18 protein-coding genes are annotated in these 17,781 nt (G+C 44.0%); 4 read left to right on the top strand and 14 right to left on the bottom strand.

Annotation, left to right across the window (positions count from 1 at the left end):
• Positions 1 to 94: 94 nt before the first annotated feature.
• Together C1S73_RS16725 and mlc are read right to left on the bottom strand one after the other, a co-directional pair.
• Positions 95 to 1,036 carry a chemotaxis protein CheV gene (locus tag C1S73_RS16725; protein WP_038869478.1) on the bottom strand — a complete coding sequence of 314 codons (942 nt, stop codon included), beginning with the start codon at positions 1,034 to 1,036 and terminating at the stop codon, positions 95 to 97.
• 232 nt (positions 1,037 to 1,268) lie between these two features.
• The gene (gene mlc / locus C1S73_RS16720) at positions 1,269 to 2,486 is read right to left on the bottom strand and encodes a sugar metabolism global transcriptional regulator Mlc (protein ID WP_038869476.1); all 1,218 of its coding nucleotides are present in this window, start codon (positions 2,484 to 2,486) and stop codon (positions 1,269 to 1,271) included.
• Positions 2,487 to 2,805: 319 nt separating this feature from the next.
• Here mlc and pyk point away from each other — a divergent pair, with 319 nt between their 5' ends.
• A complete protein-coding gene (gene pyk / locus C1S73_RS16715; RefSeq protein WP_038869474.1) occupies positions 2,806 to 4,248 on the top strand; it encodes a pyruvate kinase in 1,443 nt (480 codons plus the stop codon).
• 69 nt (positions 4,249 to 4,317) lie between these two features.
• Here the strand turns inward: pyk and C1S73_RS16710 are convergent, their stop codons facing one another.
• Together C1S73_RS16710 and cydH are read right to left on the bottom strand one after the other, a co-directional pair.
• Positions 4,318 to 5,463, bottom strand: a complete 1,146-nt coding sequence (locus C1S73_RS16710) for a patatin-like phospholipase family protein (protein WP_038869472.1) — start codon at positions 5,461 to 5,463, stop codon at positions 4,318 to 4,320.
• A 22-nt stretch (positions 5,464 to 5,485) separates the two neighbouring features.
• Positions 5,486 to 5,578, bottom strand: coding sequence for a cytochrome bd-I oxidase subunit CydH (gene cydH, locus C1S73_RS16705; RefSeq protein WP_005444835.1), 93 nt, complete (start codon positions 5,576 to 5,578; stop codon positions 5,486 to 5,488).
• Positions 5,579 to 5,705: 127 nt separating this feature from the next.
• On the opposite strand from cydH, the gene C1S73_RS16700 reads away from it, so the two are divergent.
• The 3 genes from C1S73_RS16700 (at position 5,706) to C1S73_RS27805 (ending at position 8,317) form a co-directional block, all read left to right on the top strand.
• Positions 5,706 to 6,296: an outer membrane protein gene (locus C1S73_RS16700; protein WP_038869469.1), complete on the top strand. Its 591-nt coding sequence runs from the start codon at positions 5,706 to 5,708 to the stop codon at positions 6,294 to 6,296.
• Positions 6,297 to 6,761: 465 nt separating this feature from the next.
• Entirely contained in the window at positions 6,762 to 8,222 is a 1,461-nt protein-coding gene (locus tag C1S73_RS16695; RefSeq protein ID WP_038869467.1) for a sodium-dependent transporter, read from the top strand.
• Positions 8,222 to 8,317 (top strand): MetS family NSS transporter small subunit, encoded by a 96-nt coding sequence (locus C1S73_RS27805; protein ID WP_095760653.1) that lies wholly within the window; start codon positions 8,222 to 8,224, stop codon positions 8,315 to 8,317. Before C1S73_RS16695 ends, C1S73_RS27805 begins: the two co-directional genes overlap by 1 nt.
• A gap of 58 nt (positions 8,318 to 8,375) precedes the next feature.
• On the opposite strand, the gene C1S73_RS16690 is transcribed toward C1S73_RS27805, so the two are convergent.
• The 10 genes from C1S73_RS16690 to fabG all read right to left on the bottom strand — a co-directional run bounded on the left by C1S73_RS16690 (position 8,376) and on the right by fabG (position 17,759).
• Positions 8,376 to 8,777, bottom strand: coding sequence for a hypothetical protein (locus C1S73_RS16690; protein ID WP_038869518.1), 402 nt, complete (start codon positions 8,775 to 8,777; stop codon positions 8,376 to 8,378).
• Positions 8,778 to 9,019: 242 nt separating this feature from the next.
• Complete coding sequence (gene ptsG, locus C1S73_RS16685; protein WP_038869464.1) at positions 9,020 to 10,450, bottom strand: PTS glucose transporter subunit IIBC; 1,431 nt, start codon at positions 10,448 to 10,450, stop codon at positions 9,020 to 9,022.
• A 445-nt stretch (positions 10,451 to 10,895) separates the two neighbouring features.
• Positions 10,896 to 11,663: a TatD family hydrolase gene (locus C1S73_RS16680; RefSeq protein ID WP_038869462.1), complete on the bottom strand. Its 768-nt coding sequence runs from the start codon at positions 11,661 to 11,663 to the stop codon at positions 10,896 to 10,898.
• On the bottom strand, positions 11,654 to 12,616 hold the full coding sequence (locus C1S73_RS16675; protein WP_038869460.1) for a DNA polymerase III subunit delta': 963 nt from the start codon (positions 12,614 to 12,616) through the stop codon (positions 11,654 to 11,656). Before C1S73_RS16675 ends, C1S73_RS16680 begins: the two co-directional genes overlap by 10 nt.
• 24 nt (positions 12,617 to 12,640) lie before the next feature.
• Entirely contained in the window at positions 12,641 to 13,273 is a 633-nt protein-coding gene (gene tmk / locus C1S73_RS16670; RefSeq protein ID WP_038869457.1) for a dTMP kinase, read from the bottom strand.
• Positions 13,270 to 14,286, bottom strand: coding sequence for an endolytic transglycosylase MltG (mltG, locus tag C1S73_RS16665; protein WP_038869455.1), 1,017 nt, complete (start codon positions 14,284 to 14,286; stop codon positions 13,270 to 13,272). Before mltG ends, tmk begins: the two co-directional genes overlap by 4 nt.
• Entirely contained in the window at positions 14,283 to 15,098 is an 816-nt protein-coding gene (gene pabC, locus C1S73_RS16660; RefSeq protein ID WP_038869453.1) for an aminodeoxychorismate lyase, read from the bottom strand. The genes mltG and pabC overlap by 4 nt, the downstream gene beginning before the upstream one ends.
• A gap of 106 nt (positions 15,099 to 15,204) precedes the next feature.
• Positions 15,205 to 16,452 (bottom strand): beta-ketoacyl-ACP synthase II, encoded by a 1,248-nt coding sequence (fabF, locus tag C1S73_RS16655; protein WP_038869452.1) that lies wholly within the window; start codon positions 16,450 to 16,452, stop codon positions 15,205 to 15,207.
• Between the two features lie 93 nt (positions 16,453 to 16,545).
• Positions 16,546 to 16,779 (bottom strand): acyl carrier protein, encoded by a 234-nt coding sequence (gene acpP / locus C1S73_RS16650; RefSeq protein ID WP_004406112.1) that lies wholly within the window; start codon positions 16,777 to 16,779, stop codon positions 16,546 to 16,548.
• A gap of 245 nt (positions 16,780 to 17,024) precedes the next feature.
• On the bottom strand, positions 17,025 to 17,759 hold the full coding sequence (gene fabG / locus C1S73_RS16645) for a 3-oxoacyl-ACP reductase FabG (protein WP_026000247.1): 735 nt from the start codon (positions 17,757 to 17,759) through the stop codon (positions 17,025 to 17,027).
• Positions 17,760 to 17,781: the final 22 nt, after the last annotated feature.

Below are 17,781 nucleotides of genomic sequence, written 5' to 3'. Positions count from 1 at the left end.
AAAAAATATGTAAGTAAAGTATAGCAACTCATGAAGCAGACATCATAAAAACTTATGAATGAGTTTGTAACAAGATAATTATACCTTGGATAACCTAAACCACCTGACGCAAACGTTCTTGTGCGACTTCAACAAGAAGATCTGGTTGGAACTTAGATATAAAGCGGTCACAGCCCACCTTTTGCACCATGGCTTCATTAAAACTCCCACTTAAAGAAGTATTTAGCGTGATGAACAGTTTGGACATTCTCGGATCACTACGGACTTCATGCGTCAGTCGATAGCCATCCATTTCTGGCATTTCAGCATCAGTAATCATCATCAGTAACTCGTTCGCGACATCTTTACCTTCGTCACACCAACGTTTTAATACCGTCAATGCTTCAAGGCCATCTCGGCACTCAATAATATTCAAACCTAATTGAGACAAGGTATCACGTACTTGGTTACGAGCTGTTGAGGAGTCATCCACAATCAGCACATTACGACCAATCATAGCTTGAGCAAGTTCGTGGTCTAACACGCCTTCAGAAATCGTGACATCGTAATGGATGATTTCCGCTAACACCTTTTCTACATCGATGATTTCGACGATTTGAGAGCTATCCCCTTCTTTCACTTGGGTAATTGCCGTGAGGTAGTTAGAGCGACCAGATGTGGAAGGTGGAGGCTGAATTTCGGTCCAAGCTGTATTGATGATGTTTCGTACAGGCCCAACAAGGAAGCCTTGAACTGAGCGGTTATATTCCGTGATGATCAGGTTTTCTTCTTCCGCTTCACCACGCAAAGGGGGAAAGCCAATTGAACCACGCAAATCAATCACAGGTACTGCTTCACCACGGAGAGAAGCGACACCACGAATATTGTAGTGCGAACCAGGTAGCTTGGTCAGTGGCGGCAGTTTGATCACCTCTTTCACTTTGAAAACGTTGATCGCAAATAACTGGCGACTATTTAATGTGAACAGCAAAAGCTCCAGTCGGTTCTCACCCACTAGATTCGTACGCTGATCCACTGTATTTAACACTCCGGACATACCACTACCTAACTCTGAATAACTATCCTTCACTCTTTAAAGAAAACCGTGCTGAAACAACAAAGTAAAACTTTTGTATGAGTGTTTTACATTACTTAGGGAAATTACATTAATGCTATTGATATAGCAATGAAGCAAAGCTCAGATTGGCGCTTTGCATCAAATTGGCGATCAAAAAAGGGTGAACTCTTAAAGCTCACCCTTTAAAACTACGCCACAACAATACGGGAAATTAGCCTTCAATTACCTTCATCAGTAACTGACCATCATACAAAGCTTGTTTGATAAGCGCGGCACCCGGCATGGTCGCTTGTTTGTAGAAACGAGATTCCACTAGCTCAAGATCTTGGTGGTAGACCGGTAAACTCTGCTCTTCAATGCAGCGGCGAACGGCAGGATAAAGCACCTCTTTCGCTTGGTTGATTACCCCACCAATCAAAATCTTCTCTGGGTTAAACAAGTTGATCACAATAGCAATTGCAGATCCCAAGTAACGACCAAGCTTCTCGATAACATCGACAGCCAAAGGATCGCCATTTGCCGCCGCCTCACAAATACTTTCGATGCTCATTTCTTCCTGATCAGCAAGAATTGAGGGTTCGCCATCAGCAATACGAGTCACCACTTCTTCACGAATAGCTTGTGAACTCGCAACGGTCTCTAAGCAACCAATGTTACCACAGTGACAACGTTTACCATTCGGGTCAATTTGAATATGGCCGAGTTCACCAATGTTACCATGACGGCCTTGTAGGACACGCCCATCTAAGATGATACCGGCCCCTAAGCCGTGGTGAATCGAAATCAGAACCGAGTTATCGTTCTCTTGTGAGTGACCAAACAGCTTCTCAGCCAATGCCCACGCACGTGTATCGTTGGCAATAAACACTGGTAAACCTGTTGCTTTGTAGATCTCAGGCCCTAGAGCAAGGTTCTCAACATTGTAATGCGGCATTTGCAGCACAATACCCTGCTCTGAGTTCACCAGACCAGGCAACGTGATAGCAATACTAGTCACACGATCAAGTTGATCGGCGTAGGTTTGGAAGAATTCATCAATTTCGTAGAGTAAGCGTTCCAAAACATCATCTTGATCGCGCTCGTGGATATCGATTTTTGTATCGATAAGCACATCCCCACCAAGTTCATGCAAAGCAATGGTCAAATACCCTCGCCCTAAACGCATCGATAAGAATTGCCAGCCTTCATTATTGACTTGCAAACCTACCGCTGGACGGCCACGACTGGTCGCCTCTTGCACGGTAGTTTCATGAATCAGATGTGCTTCAATCAACTCTCGAGTGATCTTAGTAATACTCGCAGGTGCAAGCTCACTTTTCTTGGATAAATCGATTCGAGAAATTGGACCCTTCAGGTCAATTAGTTTGTATACACGACCAGCATTGACCTGTTTGATATGATCAATATGGCCCGGTTGAGCCATGTACATCTTGCACTCCGAAATTCTATAACGGGATAATTTTTTTACTTTGCGAAGTAATTGTGAAGTGAATTGATAAATCCCCGTGACAAGCATCACGTATAAACATGTTTGTTTGTGTATTCAATCAAATAACGAGAAATCTACTCCTGTTAAATTGTTTGAAAATTGACTTATTTTATTCATCAAATTAGGAAGCAAAGCCTGAGACTCAGCGTTTTTTCAGCACTTTGACCTAAATACGAACAATATGTACATAGTGTGCATATACTTAGCGAGAATAGAATTCCAGTTATCTCGTCCTACACCTGCATTCTTCGGAGAATCTATGACTTCTATATTGAGAAGAACAAAAATCGTCACAACGCTAGGCCCTTCAACCGACAAAGACAATGTCCTTGAAGAAATCATCAAAGCGGGCGCAAACGTCGTACGTATGAACTTTTCCCACGGTACGAGCGAAGACCATATTCAACGAGCCAATAAAGTCCGTGCGATTGCGGCTAAACTGGGTCGACAAGTTGCTATTCTCGGCGATTTACAAGGCCCTAAAATACGAGTCTCAACTTTCCAAGATGGTAAAATCATCCTCAGTGTCGGAGACAAGTTCACTTTAGATAGTGACTTACCTAAAGGCGAAGGCAACCAAGAATCGGTTGGCTTAGATTACAAAGAACTTCCACAGGACGTCTCAACTAACGACATCCTGTTACTTGATGATGGCCGAGTACAGCTCCAAGTTACCAGCGTTGAAGGAAATAAAGTTCACACCCGAGTCACTGTTGGTGGTCCATTGTCCAACAACAAAGGCATCAACAAAAAAGGTGGCGGTCTTTCTGCGGACGCTCTAACAGAAAAAGATAAGGCAGACATCCTAACCGCAGCAGAAATCAAAGTGGATTACTTAGCCATCTCATTCCCTCGCAACGGGGAAGACATGAACTACGCACGTCGTTTAGCGCGTGACGCTGGCTTAGAAGCGAAGCTTGTCGCTAAAGTCGAGCGAGCAGAGACGGTAGCGAACAATGAAGCAATTGATGACATCATCCTCGCTTCCGATGTGGTGATGGTGGCTCGTGGTGACTTAGGGGTAGAAATTGGCGATCCAGAGCTTATCGGCGTACAGAAAAAGCTGATCCGCCGTGCGCGTAGCTTAAACCGCATTGTTATCACTGCAACCCAAATGATGGAATCTATGATGGCCGCACCGATGCCAACTCGTGCAGAAGTGATGGACGTTGCCAACGCCGTGCTTGATGGTACAGACGCCGTTATGCTTTCAGGTGAAACAGCTGCGGGTTTATACCCAGTAGAAACCGTTAAATCCATGGCAGAAGTCTGTATGGGTGCAGAAAAAATGTCAGAAGCAAGCCTCTCGACTTACCGATTGGATCGCACGTTTGCGACCGCAGAAGAGACCATTGCAATGTCGACTATGTATGCTGCCAATCATATGGAAGGCGTAAAAGCGATGATTTCATTAACAGAATCAGGCCGCACAGCATTGATGATGTCACGTTTGAGTTCTGGTCTACCGATTTTCGCACTCTCTCGTAACGAGTCCACATTGAACCGTGCAGCACTATACCGTGGTGTAACACCAGTGTTCTTTGATTCTAAGGGGGGCGCTGGATTGACGACCGCTCACGCGGCAATTGTAACGCTTAAAGAACAAGGATTGCTCGATGAAGGGGATCTCGTGATCTTCACTCAAGGTGATGTCATGGATGTGGTTGGTTCAACGAACTGTATGCGAATCCTATCTGCGTAGCATTTGACTCGAATACATGACAAAGGCTCCAACTGGAGCCTTTTCTTTTATCGAATTACGGATTCAAACCTAAGCGGTCTCTCGGCCATCTACGTTTAACTTATCATAGAGCTGAATTAGGTTAAAACCCGCTTGTAGTCCGAGTTGGTAGTCATGCTCTAGCGCTTCTGGGTCACTAAGTAGAGAAGAGGACTGGAGTTCTTCTTTAGGAGCCAACTGGAGGATAAAGGTATCATCCGGCGGCGCAGACAAGAAAGCTTGTGTCAGTTCGAACGTTTGGTAGTGAATCATCAACATATCTGCCAGCCCGGAGTCGAAGTTCTCTCCGATCAAATGACTCAAACGATACAAATTGTCCGCCCCAAACAACCAACGTCCGCCATTCAGCAGTTTGTGGCCAGTTAACTTAGAGTCATGAGCGGCATTGATTTTTTGTTGAAGGAAGTCACTCCAATCATCTTTCCATTGAGTAACTTTTTGTTGCCAAGATTCTTGTACTGAATTGATAGATTCTCGATACCACTCAACGCCACCATCACCAATCTCACTTTGCGCTTTAGCTTCTGATTCAGAAAAAGGCTCGGTACGAATCACAATAATATTACGTGCATTTTGTCGCCATGCTTCTTGCACTGGGATAGACGCAGATACACCTCCATCCACAAACTGCTGACCATTAATACTCACGGGGCTTTGGTACAATTTTGGTATGGCGCACGTCGCTACCATGGTATTAACCCAATTTTGGCTCAAAATCGGCAGGTATTGATCTGAGAGAGTGTCGGCGTTAGTAACCGCTGCGAAGGCGCTACGGGCTCCTAACACACTTTTACCCATATCTAAGTCAAGTTTGTAAGGGTAATCCTGAATCCTCTCTAAGGCCCATTCTAGCCCCAAATACTGCTTTTTACGGATGTAGCGGAAGAGATTGAAGAATTCGTCAGATGTCGTGAGGTCAGTAATGAAAGCTTTCCCCATTCCGTGTTGTCGGCAGAGATAAGCACAGAGGTTAAGCGCGCCGGCTGAAGTTCCATAGAACTCATCAAACGGGTCGAAATTGGAAAGAAGAAATGCATCCAATACACCAGCGGTAAAAATCCCTCTCTGCCCTCCACCTTGTGCGACAAGGGCAGTTTTGCCATTTCTAAAGCGCTCGTAAACATCTACATCAAGCTCTGCATGGCTGTCGGTGATTATACCGCTGTTACGTATCATAGGCGTGATGCCAGTATGTTAGTTAAGCCGTAGTAATCGCAATAATGCCAAAAGACAGTAAAACTGCGAACACCGTGACGACAATGAGTAGGGCGGATTTTAGATCGTGTTCCATAGACACCTCCTTTAGTTGTAACAAATTAATAACACCAGTGTGAATTATGTTCAAGAATTGCCTAATTTAGTCGCACGATTTTGACTAAGGCATCACAATTAGCTTAGTCATAATAAGGAGATAGCAAATGAACTATAAAATTGGCTGGCTAGTTGGGAGTATCTTATTGAGCAGTTCTATGGCTGCTCAAGCAAACGTTATCGTTACTCCCTACGTCGGCTTTACAGGGGGCGGAAAAGTAGAGGATGAAAACAGCCGCACCTACGATTTAGACCCTTCCATCAATTATGCGATATCCGTAGAAACACCTTTCGAGATGGGTCGTATTGGTTTTTTCTATTCAAACCAATCCTCAGAGCTACAAGACATCAATAACTCCGCAGATATTCACTATCTCCAATTTCAAAGCAGTATTTACTACCCTCTTTATCAAGGATGGCAAACCTATGTTGGCTTGGGATTAGGAGCCTCTTATGCCGATGTTGATTGGGTTAATGACAAATACGGGTTTTCTGGCAGTGCTTTCGCCGGTCTTGAATACGAATTCTCGAAAACCTTTGCGATGACAGCTCAGATCCGTTGGTTGGGCACTGTTGTCGATAACGACACATCAGGAGCCTGCGTCCTACCGACTGACGGTTCATCTTGTATTATCAAGTTTGAAACCGATTGGATGAACCAATTCCAGTCAAATATTGGTTTTACCTTCCGCTTCTAACACGTCGTTTTAACGTAATATCTTCTATAGGGTGTCATCAATACAGACAGACGCCCTATAAAACAAAAACAGTTTATTAGACCAAGATCACATTGATAATTTAGATATTTATTTCAAAAACAACCACTAATTACCGATCTGATGCCCTACAAAAACACCATTTAACAATATTTAAACCACATAAAATCCTGCCATTAACATTTAGAATCTATTGCGCTAAATAATGTAAAAAGTTAGTCTAACCACAGAAAGCAGAAGAATATTTCAGCTTTTACAGACACACATCAAAATACTAAGCATTTAATTCTATTTCTTTGCATGCATTACAAAGTAAAACACCAGAATTTTGTAACAATTCGGAATTAAGGACAAAAACTGATGGATAACAGTTGCCCTTTCTTCTGCTGGTTTTTTCATAATGCCTGAAAGAGCTTCATTCCTTAGGGAGTTGTACAGGAGTCAAATATGAAGCGAGAACAATGGGGATCCCGTGCGGGATTCATTTTAGCCGCAGTCGGTTCAGCCATCGGTTTGGGTAACATCTGGCGTTTCCCTTATATGGCTTATGAGAATGGTGGCGGTGCCTTTTTTATTCCTTACCTTTTCGCCATGATCACAGCAGGTATTCCATTCATGATCCTAGAGTTCAGTATGGGTCAAAAGTACCGTGGTTCTGCGCCAAAAACACTCGCGAAGATCCACTCTAAGTTTGAGTGGTTAGGTTGGTTTCAGGTGGGTGTTGCTGCAGTTATCGCAGTCTATTACGTTGCCGTTATTGGTTGGGCAATTTCTTATTTTGGTATGTCGTTTACTCAAAGTTGGGGCTCAGATACGAATGCATTCTTCTTTAGTGAATACCTAAAGCTTGGTGATAATTCACCAACGGATTTAGGCAGTATTCAATGGAAGATCGCAGTATCTATGTTGATTGCTTGGGCGATTACCTACACAGCCATTGTGAGCGGTGTTAAATCGGGCATTGAACGCGCTTCTAAGATCATGATGCCTATTTTGTTTGTTATGGTGATCTTCTTGATTGGCCGCATGATTTTCCTACCTGGTGCGCTAGATGGTGTGAACTACATGTTCGAGCCTGATTTCAGCAAAATTTGGGATGTGAAGGTATGGGCTGCGGCTTATGGTCAAATCTTCTTCACGTTGAGCATTGGCTTTGCGATCATGCTGGCGTACTCAAGCTACCTACCAGAGAAATCGGACATCACCAATAACGCCTTTATGACGGTATTGATCAACTGTGGCTTCTCAATTCTATCGGGTATCATGATTTTCTCGGTGTTGGGTTATATGGCGCAAGAGCAAGGCAAACCACTCACTGAAGTTGTATCTGCAGGTGTTGGATTGGCATTTGTGACATTACCTGCGGCAATTAACTTATTACCAGCACCATACATTCTTGGCCCGCTGTTCTTCTTTGCTTTGGTTGTTGCTGGTTTAAGCTCGCACATTTCGATCATGGAGGCAGTCACTTCAGCGGTTATCGACAAGCTAAAATGGAGTCGTAAAAAAGCCGCTAACGTCGTAATTGGTGCGGGATTTGTTGTCTCGATGGCATTCGCGACCAACGGCGGACTGCTTCTACTTGACCTTGTCGACCACTTCGCAAACAACGTTGGTATTATGGTTGGCGGCCTTGTAGAAATCGTTCTGATGGCTTGGTTATTGAAACAAGTGCCAGAAGTTCGCAATTACGTTAATGAACGCTCTGACTTCTCTATCGGTCAATGGTTTGAAATCTGTCTACGTTTCGTGACGCCTATCATGCTAGCGATTATCTTGGCAACAAAACTGTACGCGCTTCTAACAGAAGGCTACGGTGGCTACGACCTAACCCTAGGTTGGGCAATGATTGCTGCGCTGTTCGTGTTTGGTGTATTAATTAACGTAATGAGCAAGGAGAAAGCGTAATGACGACAAGTGCAATCATCATGATGATTATCGGTCTGGGTATTACTTGGGGCGGAGCCGCAATTTGCATCAAACGTGCAATGAACAAGCAATAATCATAATTAGAAGTTAAAAAATAAAGTGCCGGCGACAAAGCCGGCATTTTTGTGTCTGTTAGAAATTATACTTGATACCAAGTGCCCCACCGATTTGTAGGTCAGGTCCTTTATAAAGCTCAAGTTCTGGGTGAATTTGAGCGTAGAGGTCCCAACCTTTAGATAAGTCCCAGTTCAAACCCAATGGAACACGGACACCAAATTCGTCATCCCACTCATACCAACCACCAATACCGACGTACCAGGTCAGTGGCATGCTTTGATCGAACGTCCCGCGCTTCGCAATGTAGTCAAACGCCATCCCATCATTACCAATGATGCCGCGATACTTATCTTCAATTTCAATCACGACACTCAACTGCTGATCAACAGCCATACCCACAGAAAAATTCTTTGGTCCATCTGCAGCCATTACGGCGCTTGGCAATGCAGCTGCTGCCAACAAAATTAGTTTTTTCATCAACATCTCCCCCTCTAAAAAACAGCGTGCATAATTCAAACATAACACCATTTTATTTTGTCAGTAACGAGTAAGGATGACGTACGAATAAAGCTACAAAGGTAAGGCTGAGAAGAAGATCACGCACTGTAACTAAGGAAGTGACTAAGAGAGAAAACAGTAACAATAGAAAAGAAAAAGGTAGACCAAAATTTCAGATCAAAAAAGGAGGCCGAAGCCTCCTTTTTTATGAATGACTGAGATTAGCCGTGGTTACGAATCCACTCATCCATTTCTGTTTTCAGGTTGTCAGACTTAGTACCGAAGATAGCCTGTACACCACCTGCAACAACTACAACACCAGCAGCGCCAAGTTGTTTTAGCTTGTCTTGGTCAACGGCTGCTGTATCAGCAACTGCTACACGTAGACGAGTGATACATGCGTCTAGACCTGTGATGTTAGCTTTACCGCCGAATGCAGCAACAAGCTCACCAGCCATGTCTGAACCAGTCGCAACCGCAGCAGTTTCTGTTTCATCTTCACGACCAGGAGTTTTTAGGTCAAGAGCAGTGATTACTGTGCGGAATACTACGTAGTAAATGACCGCGTAAACTAGACCAACAGCAACCATCAGACCCATCTTCTGAGCGTGGCCAGATAGAACTAGGAAGTCGATCAGACCGTGTGAGAATGATGTACCGTGTACGAAACCTAGAGTATTAGCAACAACGTATGCAGAACCAGCTAGTAGAGCGTGGATACCGTATAGTAGTGGAGCAACGAATAGGAATGAGAATTCGATTGGCTCAGTAATACCTGTTAGGAATGAAGTCAACGCAGCAGATGCCATGATACCCATTACTTTCGCGCGGTTTTCTGGTTTAGCACAGTGAGCAATTGCGATTGCTGCAGCTGGTAGACCAAACATCTTGAACATGTAACCACCCGCTAGCTGACCGAAGCCATTACCAGCAGCACGAGATGCTTCATCAGCAACTAGGTAACAAGTTAGTACGCCGTTTTGAGTTTCGCCCGCAGCGTTCACACAAGTACCAGCTTCGAAGAAGAATGGTACGTTCCATACGTGGTGTAGACCGAATGGGATTAGAGAACGTTCAACAACACCGTAAATACCGAATGCTAGTTGTGGGTTCTGATGTGCAGCCCAGTCAGAGAATGCAGAGATTGCACCGCCGATTGGTGGCCATACGAAAGAAAGTACTACCGCAAGGAAAATCGCAGCAAAACCAGTGATGATTGGCACTGCACGCTTACCAGCGAAGAAACCAAGGTACTCTGGAAGTTGAATTTTGAAGAAACGGTTGAATGCCCAAGCAGCAACACCACCGACAAGGATACCACCTAGTACGCCTGTATCGATTTTCTCAACGCCCATGATGCCAGCCATAACGCCAAGCGTTGCTGTCATAATGCCGTAACCAACAATAGCAGCAAGACCTGCTACACCGTCGTTGTTTGTGAAGCCAAGTGCTACACCAACAGCAAATAGAAGTGCCATTTGGCCGAATACTGAACCACCAGCTTGTTCCATAAGATTCGAAACGATCTCTGGAATGAAGCTAAGGTGGGCAGCACCAACACCTAGTAGAATACCTGCGACTGGCAAAACTGATACTGGTAGCATCAGAGCTTTACCAACTTTTTGCAGGTTTGCAAAAAGGTTCTTAAACATGTTTATGCTCCTGATAAATTATAAGTATTATTTGGGCACTAACGGCACACCCCCGTAGCCTCAATGTTAGCACCCAATGAAAATGTAACCACACGTTGCATTATATTTTCCGGCTCTAAATATATATTGATGGCCCTCAAACTTTCCACACAGTTACGAAATTTAGTTTCAAAACAAGTCTCAGATCACACCGAAAAAGCGCTAATGAAAAGGTTTGCATTAAACTTATATTACTGTTTTATAAAGACTTTATTATCAACAGAATTAATTTTAAGGCGTAAATAAAATAAAGACTGATGTTATTTTTAGTAACAAAATTACATTTGAGGAATTTGAATGCGGTTAAATCAACAAATTTAGTAAACATTAAACTAAATGATCTTTTTGGCGTATTTCTAAACAAAAAAGGGGCTATTGCCCCTTTTTTACTACGCTTATTGATTTTTCATCGCAAAAAAAGATTTCGGAAGTTTTCGGTGGTTTTTTGCCCTACCTCTGCTAGCGAGCATCCTTTTAGCTGTGCGATATAGGCTGCAACTTCGACTACGTAAGCGGGTTGGTTCTCTTTTCCACGATGTGGCACGGGAGCTAAATACGGTGAGTCCGTCTCAATAAGTAGCTTTTCTAGCGGTAATGCTTTCACTACTTCCTTCAATTCTGTCGCTTGACGGAAAGTCACAATACCCGAAATTGAGATGTAGAACCCCAAATCCAACGCAGCTTCTGCAAATGGCAGATCTTCCGTAAAACAATGAATCACACCACCACATTTATCCGCTCCACCTTTACGTAGAATTTCTAATGTATCTTCACGTGCGTTACGAGTATGAATGATGAGTGGTTTATTTAGTTCTACCGCTAATTCAACTTGCTGCTCAAAACGCTCTTTTTGCAGTCCCGCTGTCTCTGGTTTGTAATGATAATCTAACCCCGTTTCACCAATCGCCACGACTTTCTCGTGAGAAGCATGACGATGCAGCGTCTCTAGTGAAAATGCACTTTCCACATCAAGTGGGTGCACACCACAAGACGCGTATACATTATCGTAAGGCGTAATCAGCTCTAACATCTTAGGGAAAGAGTCCAACGTCACACCGACCGATAGAAGTTCGGTTACGTTAGCTTGTTTTGCTTTGTTAATAACGTCTTCAACATTGATATGAAGATCGTCGTAATTCAACTTGTCTAAATGACAATGCGAATCTACGAACATAATGCCTCTCGTGATTCAATTAACCAGTTCATTGATAGTAGTTCAAGGTTCAAACCCGGAAAATTCTGGACCTGTGCTTTAAGCTCAAGGAGCTTTTTCGTTGATAGGTACAACCCATCATAATTATTTGTTGGGAACTTCGTCGCGCCAGGCAGTTGATCGACCTCGACAACGCCAAACTGGGCCTTCTGCGCATCTGTTAATAAATACCATGCCCAGCCCAACGCTTTATCAGGGTTCTTCGCAATCATAGTCGCGCACTGAAAAACATCCGATATCGGCGAAGATAGCGTGTCGATAAAACAGCGTTCAAACGTTTGATATTCATCTAACTCGCCACTTTTCACAGCTTCTAGGGTTTTTATTGGAGACCCCATATTCAACTTTAGCGCATAAGCAGGCACATTTGACTCGCCTTGCTCTTTAATCCAGTTCATTGCCTGTTCAGTCGAAGGGGATGCCACCACCCACTGCTGACAACGACTTTGAATCGTTGGCAGTAATCGCTCTTGATTGTGCGTGACAAGTAAGAACAAGCATTTGTGTCCTGGTTCTTCGAGTGTTTTTAACAAAGCATTAGATGCAGACTCATTCATTGCATCCGCAGGCTCGATAATAAACACACGATAACCATTCAATTGAGAAGACTCATGAGCAAGACGATTACAGGCGCGAATCTGATCAACCGTAATCGCTTTGCCTTCTTTCTCTGGCCTTATCCAGTGTAAATCGGGATGGCTTTGAGACTTCACCAACTGACAGCTATGGCAAAAACCACAAGCTTCGCTGGCGTAGTTTTGGCACAACAAAGCATGACTGAAAACTTCCACGAGCTTATCCACGGCCAAACCTTTCTCACTTTGCAGCATCAAAGCGCCGGGAACCCGTTCGGAATCTAGGCTCGTTTTTAGGTTATCCCAAACTGGCTGTAACCATGGAAAATCATTCAACATGAATCACCTCAATCCAGATATCACTTATTGTTGCTCTAACCACTCATTAAGAGCGGCTTTGATGTCTCGTGACACTTCTTCAATCGTCTGTTGTGCGTTGATAATAACAATAGAGTCGTCTGCATTCGCCAGCTCTAAATAACGCTCACGAGTACGCTCAAAGAAGCTGATGTCCATCTTTTCAATACGATCAAGTTCGCCACGACCACGAGCACGCTCAAGACCGACACGCGGATCGATATCCATGTACAGTGTGAATGCAGGCTTGAACTCACCTAACGTGGTATCACGTAGGTTCTTCATAAGAGATGCATCGATTTGACGACCACCACCTTGGTAAGCCTGAGAGGACAAATCATGACGATCGCCCACCACCCACTGTTCGTTTGCTAGAGCTGGCTTGATGACGTTTTCGACTAGCTGAACACGCGCTGCGTAAAGCAAAAGCAGTTCGGTCATGTCTTTTAGGTCTTCACCCTCATGCTCTTCTTTTACAAGCGCACGCATTTTTTCTGCTAGCGGTGTGCCACCAGGTTCACGAGTATTAACAATGTTTTCGATACCCGCCATCTTTAGCGTATCTAAAACTGTTTTAATGGCAGTGCTTTTACCCGCGCCTTCTAGGCCCTCAACGACAATAAAGTTTGCTTTCATCATTTGTTCTTTCTTAGTTCTCTTAAATAGGCACGTACAGCACGATTGTGCTCAGCAAGGGATTTCGAAAATACATGTCCGCCCTTTCCACTTGCTACGAAATATAGATAGTTGCTGTTTTCTGGGTTTAAAGCCGCTTCAATCGATGCTTCACCAGCCATGGCAATTGGTGTTGGCGGCAAGCCATTAATCGTGTAAGTGTTGTACGGCGTTGGTGTTCGTAAGTCTTTCTTCCGGATGTTGCCATCATACGCATCGCCCATACCATAGATAACCGTCGGGTCAGTTTGTAGGCGCATACGTTTATTCAAACGGTTTACAAACACAGAAGCTACACGTTCACGCTCAGAATCAATCGCCGTCTCTTTCTCGATGATAGACGCTAAGATCAATGCTTCATATTTATCTTTGATTGGCAGTTTTTCTTGGCGTTGTCCCCAGTGAGCATCCAAAATAGCATTCAACTTATCATGAGCACGCTTCAGAATTTGACTTTCACTTGCGCCCGCAGTGTAGTGATACGTCTCTGCTAAAAACAAACCTTCTAGCTTATCTCGTTTAATACCCAATTTTTCCGCCATCTGTTTTTCAGATAAATCTGTCATATCATGCTTAACATATGGCGCAGCACTCAGTTGTTCGACCCACTCAGAAAAACGGCTCCCCTCAACAAACGTAATCGCAAATTGATGCTCTTTGCCAGTATTAAGTTGTTCGAGAGTTTCGTACAACGACACACTAGGCTCAAGTTGGTAAGTGCCTGCTCGCACCTGAAGAAGCTCTGGGTAAAGGTGGGGCATTAAACGAATGTAATCAGAAGCTTCTATGATGTCGTCTTTTACAAGATCACGCATCACTCGGTGAAAGCTGGTGCCATTTTCTACGGTAAACAGCTGAGGCTGCTCTATAAGAATTGGCGAGTTAACATATTGCTTAGTCTGTGAAACAACGTAAAAAACACCAGCTGCACCAATAACGGCAATCAGTACAACAAAAGCAAACAGTTTTTTAATCACGTATTTAGATTCCCTTGAAGTCGTTGTGTCAATTTTCCAATTGGAAATAGAGTCTTATTGTTTTGCGACGTAATACTCCTAACAGGAGCAACACCTAATAGAGAGTTACACATCCAGATCTCATCGGCCTCATGCAGCTCGGCAAGCGAATAAGTACTTACTGCCACTTTAATACCAATAACATCTAAATATTCCAGAACTTTACGGCGCTGGACGCCAGCGACACCAGATAAACTCAAATCCGGTGTAAACACACTATTATCTTTAACCCAAAAAAGGTTTGCCATTGTAGTTTCAATGACATGATTTTGCACATTTAACGTCACAGCATCGGTAAATTCAGAGCCCTCTATTTCTGCTTTGGCGAGAACTTGTTCTATTCGGTTATTATGCTTATGTCCGGCCAGAAGCGGTTGAATACCAAGGCGGGTTTCACAGACCCCTAAGTGGACACCATTTTTTTGCCAAAAAGGATAACGAGAAGGAAACGCAAAGTTAGAGACACTGACCGTAGGTCCCTCAATGCCACTTGGACTGTACCCTCGCCCACCTTCACCACGGCTGATGTGAATTTTGATACCTGCCAATTCATCTTTCAAAATAGCTTGGGTAGCCCATTCATGGACAGTGCACCAATTTGGAGAAGGTATTTGTAATGTTTTTAAGCACGCCTCCAGCCGCTCGATATGTTCTGGCCAATAAACCAGTTCACCTTTTTTAGTCAAAATAGTGGTGAAGCAACCATCGCCATACTGAAAAGAACGATCGCTAACTGAAACGTGCGTTTGTGGAAGTCCATTTACCCAGAACATTCAAATACCCTTGCTTTGTGAGCGCCAAATAAAACAAAACGGCTCAATGCTAAGCATCGAGCCGTTAGAATACAAGTTTCGTGTCTCTAAACAGTGTTAGAGATTTTTACTCAGCAAATTTTTTGAATACAAGCGAACCGTTTGTTCCGCCGAAGCCGAACGAATTACAGATAGCGTATTCCATATCAACTTTACGCGCTGTGTGCGGCACAAGGTCGATATCTAAGCCTTCTTCTGGATCATCAAGGTTGATCGTTGGTGGAACAATTTGGTCAACCAGCGATAGAACCGTAATAATAGCTTCAACCGAACCTGCAGCACCTAGTAGGTGACCAGTCATCGATTTAGTCGAAGAGACAAGTACTTGCTTAGAGCCTTCTTCACCAAGAGCTCGTTTCACACCCTTGATTTCAGCAACGTCACCCGCAGGCGTTGATGTACCGTGAGCATTCACGTAACCAACTTGAGTACCTGTGATGTTTGCGTCACGCATTGCTGCTTCCATCGCTAGAGCGCCACCTGAACCATCTTCACTTGGAGAAGTCATGTGGTAAGCGTCACCAGACATGCCAAAGCCAACAAGCTCTGCGTAAATCTTAGCGCCGCGTGCTTTCGCGTGTTCATACTCTTCAAGAACCATAATACCGGCACCGTCACCAAGAACGAAACCATCACGGCCTTTATCCCAAGGACGAGACGCTTTTTGTGGTTCGTCATTGCGAGTAGAAAGCGCTTTTGCTGCACCAAAACCAGCCATACCTAGTGGAGTAGATGCTTTTTCAGCACCACCAGCAACCATAGCTTCAGCGTCACCGTATGCGATCATACGTGCCGCGTGGCCAATGTTGTGAAGACCAGTAGTACATGCTGTAGAGATCGCGATGTTTGGACCACGAAGACCACGCATGATAGATAGGTTACCTGCAACCATGTTTACGATGGTCGAAGGAACAAAAAATGGGCTAACTTTGCGAGGGCCTTTATCAACAAGTGCTGTATGACCTGTTTCGATAAGGTCTAGGCCGCCAATACCTGAGCCGATTGCAACACCAACTCGAGCCGCGTTTTCTTCGGTAATTTGTAAGCCAGAGTCATCTAGCGCTTGGATACCAGCAGCAATGCCGTATTGGATGAATAGATCCATTTTACGCGCATCTTTTTTAGACATGTACTCTGTGCAATCGAAATCTTTTACAAGACCTGCAAAACGAGTTGAGAAGTTTGTTGCATCGAAATGTTCGATGTTAACAATACCACTTTGACCTTCTAGCAGGGCTTTCCAAGATGATTCGACTGTGTTGCCTACCGGTGACAACATACCCATGCCAGTGACAACTACACGACGCTTGGACACGATATAATTCTCCGGGAATTGAATGTTTCTATGAGAGGATAGAAGAAGTTAGAAAGAACACAGGCGGTCTAGGAGACCGCCTGGGAGAGATAATTACTGAGCGCTGTTTACGTAGTCGATTGCAGCTTGAACAGTAGTGATTTTCTCAGCTTCTTCGTCAGGAATCTCAGTGTCGAATTCCTCTTCTAGAGCCATAACTAGCTCTACAGTGTCTAGAGAATCAGCACCTAGATCATCAACAAATGAAGCTTCGTTTTTAACTTCTGCTTCGTCTACACCTAGCTGTTCAACAATGATTTTCTTTACGCGTTCTTCGATGTTGCTCATTTTTCTTTTCCTTTACAGATTTCGCCTAATGCGATGATTCCGTAGTTTATTCGAACTATTGAAAGTTGCAAGGGGGTCCTTGCTGGTCAAACCACAAAATTAGCGAATTTAACCGAATTTCAATACATTTTTGACTTAAATCATGCACAAATCTTGCGCATGAGCATGACAACTTAATGACAGTTAACAGCAACTATAGGCTATTTTTCACAAAGTAAAACAGCTTATTTTGCGCGAACTGTGCATTAAACCATGTACATGCCACCATTTACATGCAAAGTTTCACCAGTAATGTAAGCCGCTTCAGGTGAAGCAAGGAACACAACTGCTGATGCAATTTCACGTGGGTCACCTAGACGACCTGCAGGCACGTTTGACAACGTTGCTGCACGTTGGTCATCATTTAGCGCCTTAGTCATGTCAGTTTCAATAAAACCAGGTGCTACTGTATTGACTGTCACGCCACGAGAAGCAACTTCACGAGCCATCGACTTAGTAAAGCCAATCACGCCCGCTTTTGCTGCAGCATAGTTAGTTTGACCAGCGTTACCCATAGTACCAACAACTGAACCTACATTGATGATACGACCCGCACGTTTTTTCATCATGCCGCGTAAAACCGCTTTAGACATGCGATAGATAGGCGTTAGGTTCGTATTGATGATGTCATTCCACTCATCATCTTTCATGCGCATAAGTAGGTTATCACGCGTGATACCAGCGTTGTTAACTAGGATATCAATCGCACCAAACTCATCGTTGATGTTTTTTAGTGTCGCTTCGATTGACTCAACGTCAGTTACGTTAAGTGCAAGGCCTTTGCCATTTTCACCTAGGTATTCGCTGATCGCTGCTGCGCCGCCTTCAGACGTTGCAGTACCGATAACTGTCGCACCGCGCTCAACAAGAAGTTCAGCAATTGCACGACCAATGCCACGGCTCGCGCCTGTCACTAGGGCAATTTTACCTTCTAGATTCATCATGTTGTGTTTCCCTTTTCTT

It is taken from the genome of Vibrio jasicida 090810c, assembly GCF_002887615.1.
GTDB lineage: Bacteria > Pseudomonadota > Gammaproteobacteria > Enterobacterales > Vibrionaceae > Vibrio > Vibrio jasicida.
The sequence above is the reverse complement of the archived record's forward strand: the minus strand, read 5'-3'. Positions and strand labels throughout refer to the sequence as shown.

What these genes read in the sequence shown, in the direction of transcription:
- C1S73_RS16690 (WP_038869518.1), bottom strand. Translation starts at nt 8,777, where the DNA reads ATGAAAAAACTAATTTTGTTGGCAGCAGCTGCATTGCCAAGCGCCGTA.
- fabG (WP_026000247.1), bottom strand. Translation starts at nt 17,759, where the DNA reads ATGAATCTAGAAGGTAAAATTGCCCTAGTGACAGGCGCGAGCCGTGGC.
- ptsG (WP_038869464.1), bottom strand. Translation starts at nt 10,450, where the DNA reads ATGTTTAAGAACCTTTTTGCAAACCTGCAAAAAGTTGGTAAAGCTCTG.
- acpP (WP_004406112.1), bottom strand. Translation starts at nt 16,779, where the DNA reads ATGAGCAACATCGAAGAACGCGTAAAGAAAATCATTGTTGAACAGCTA.
- mlc (WP_038869476.1), bottom strand. Translation starts at nt 2,486, where the DNA reads ATGTACATGGCTCAACCGGGCCATATTGATCATATCAAACAGGTCAAT.
- C1S73_RS27805 (WP_095760653.1), top strand. Translation starts at nt 8,222, where the DNA reads ATGACGACAAGTGCAATCATCATGATGATTATCGGTCTGGGTATTACT.
- cydH (WP_005444835.1), bottom strand. Translation starts at nt 5,578, where the DNA reads ATGGAACACGATCTAAAATCCGCCCTACTCATTGTCGTCACGGTGTTC.
- C1S73_RS16675 (WP_038869460.1), bottom strand. Translation starts at nt 12,616, where the DNA reads ATGTTGAATGATTTTCCATGGTTACAGCCAGTTTGGGATAACCTAAAA.
- C1S73_RS16710 (WP_038869472.1), bottom strand. Translation starts at nt 5,463, where the DNA reads ATGATACGTAACAGCGGTATAATCACCGACAGCCATGCAGAGCTTGAT.
- C1S73_RS16725 (WP_038869478.1), bottom strand. Translation starts at nt 1,036, where the DNA reads ATGTCCGGAGTGTTAAATACAGTGGATCAGCGTACGAATCTAGTGGGT.
- pabC (WP_038869453.1), bottom strand. Translation starts at nt 15,098, where the DNA reads ATGTTCTGGGTAAATGGACTTCCACAAACGCACGTTTCAGTTAGCGAT.
- C1S73_RS16680 (WP_038869462.1), bottom strand. Translation starts at nt 11,663, where the DNA reads ATGTTCGTAGATTCGCATTGTCATTTAGACAAGTTGAATTACGACGAT.
- tmk (WP_038869457.1), bottom strand. Translation starts at nt 13,273, where the DNA reads ATGATGAAAGCAAACTTTATTGTCGTTGAGGGCCTAGAAGGCGCGGGT.
- C1S73_RS16700 (WP_038869469.1), top strand. Translation starts at nt 5,706, where the DNA reads ATGAACTATAAAATTGGCTGGCTAGTTGGGAGTATCTTATTGAGCAGT.
- pyk (WP_038869474.1), top strand. Translation starts at nt 2,806, where the DNA reads ATGACTTCTATATTGAGAAGAACAAAAATCGTCACAACGCTAGGCCCT.
- C1S73_RS16695 (WP_038869467.1), top strand. Translation starts at nt 6,762, where the DNA reads ATGAAGCGAGAACAATGGGGATCCCGTGCGGGATTCATTTTAGCCGCA.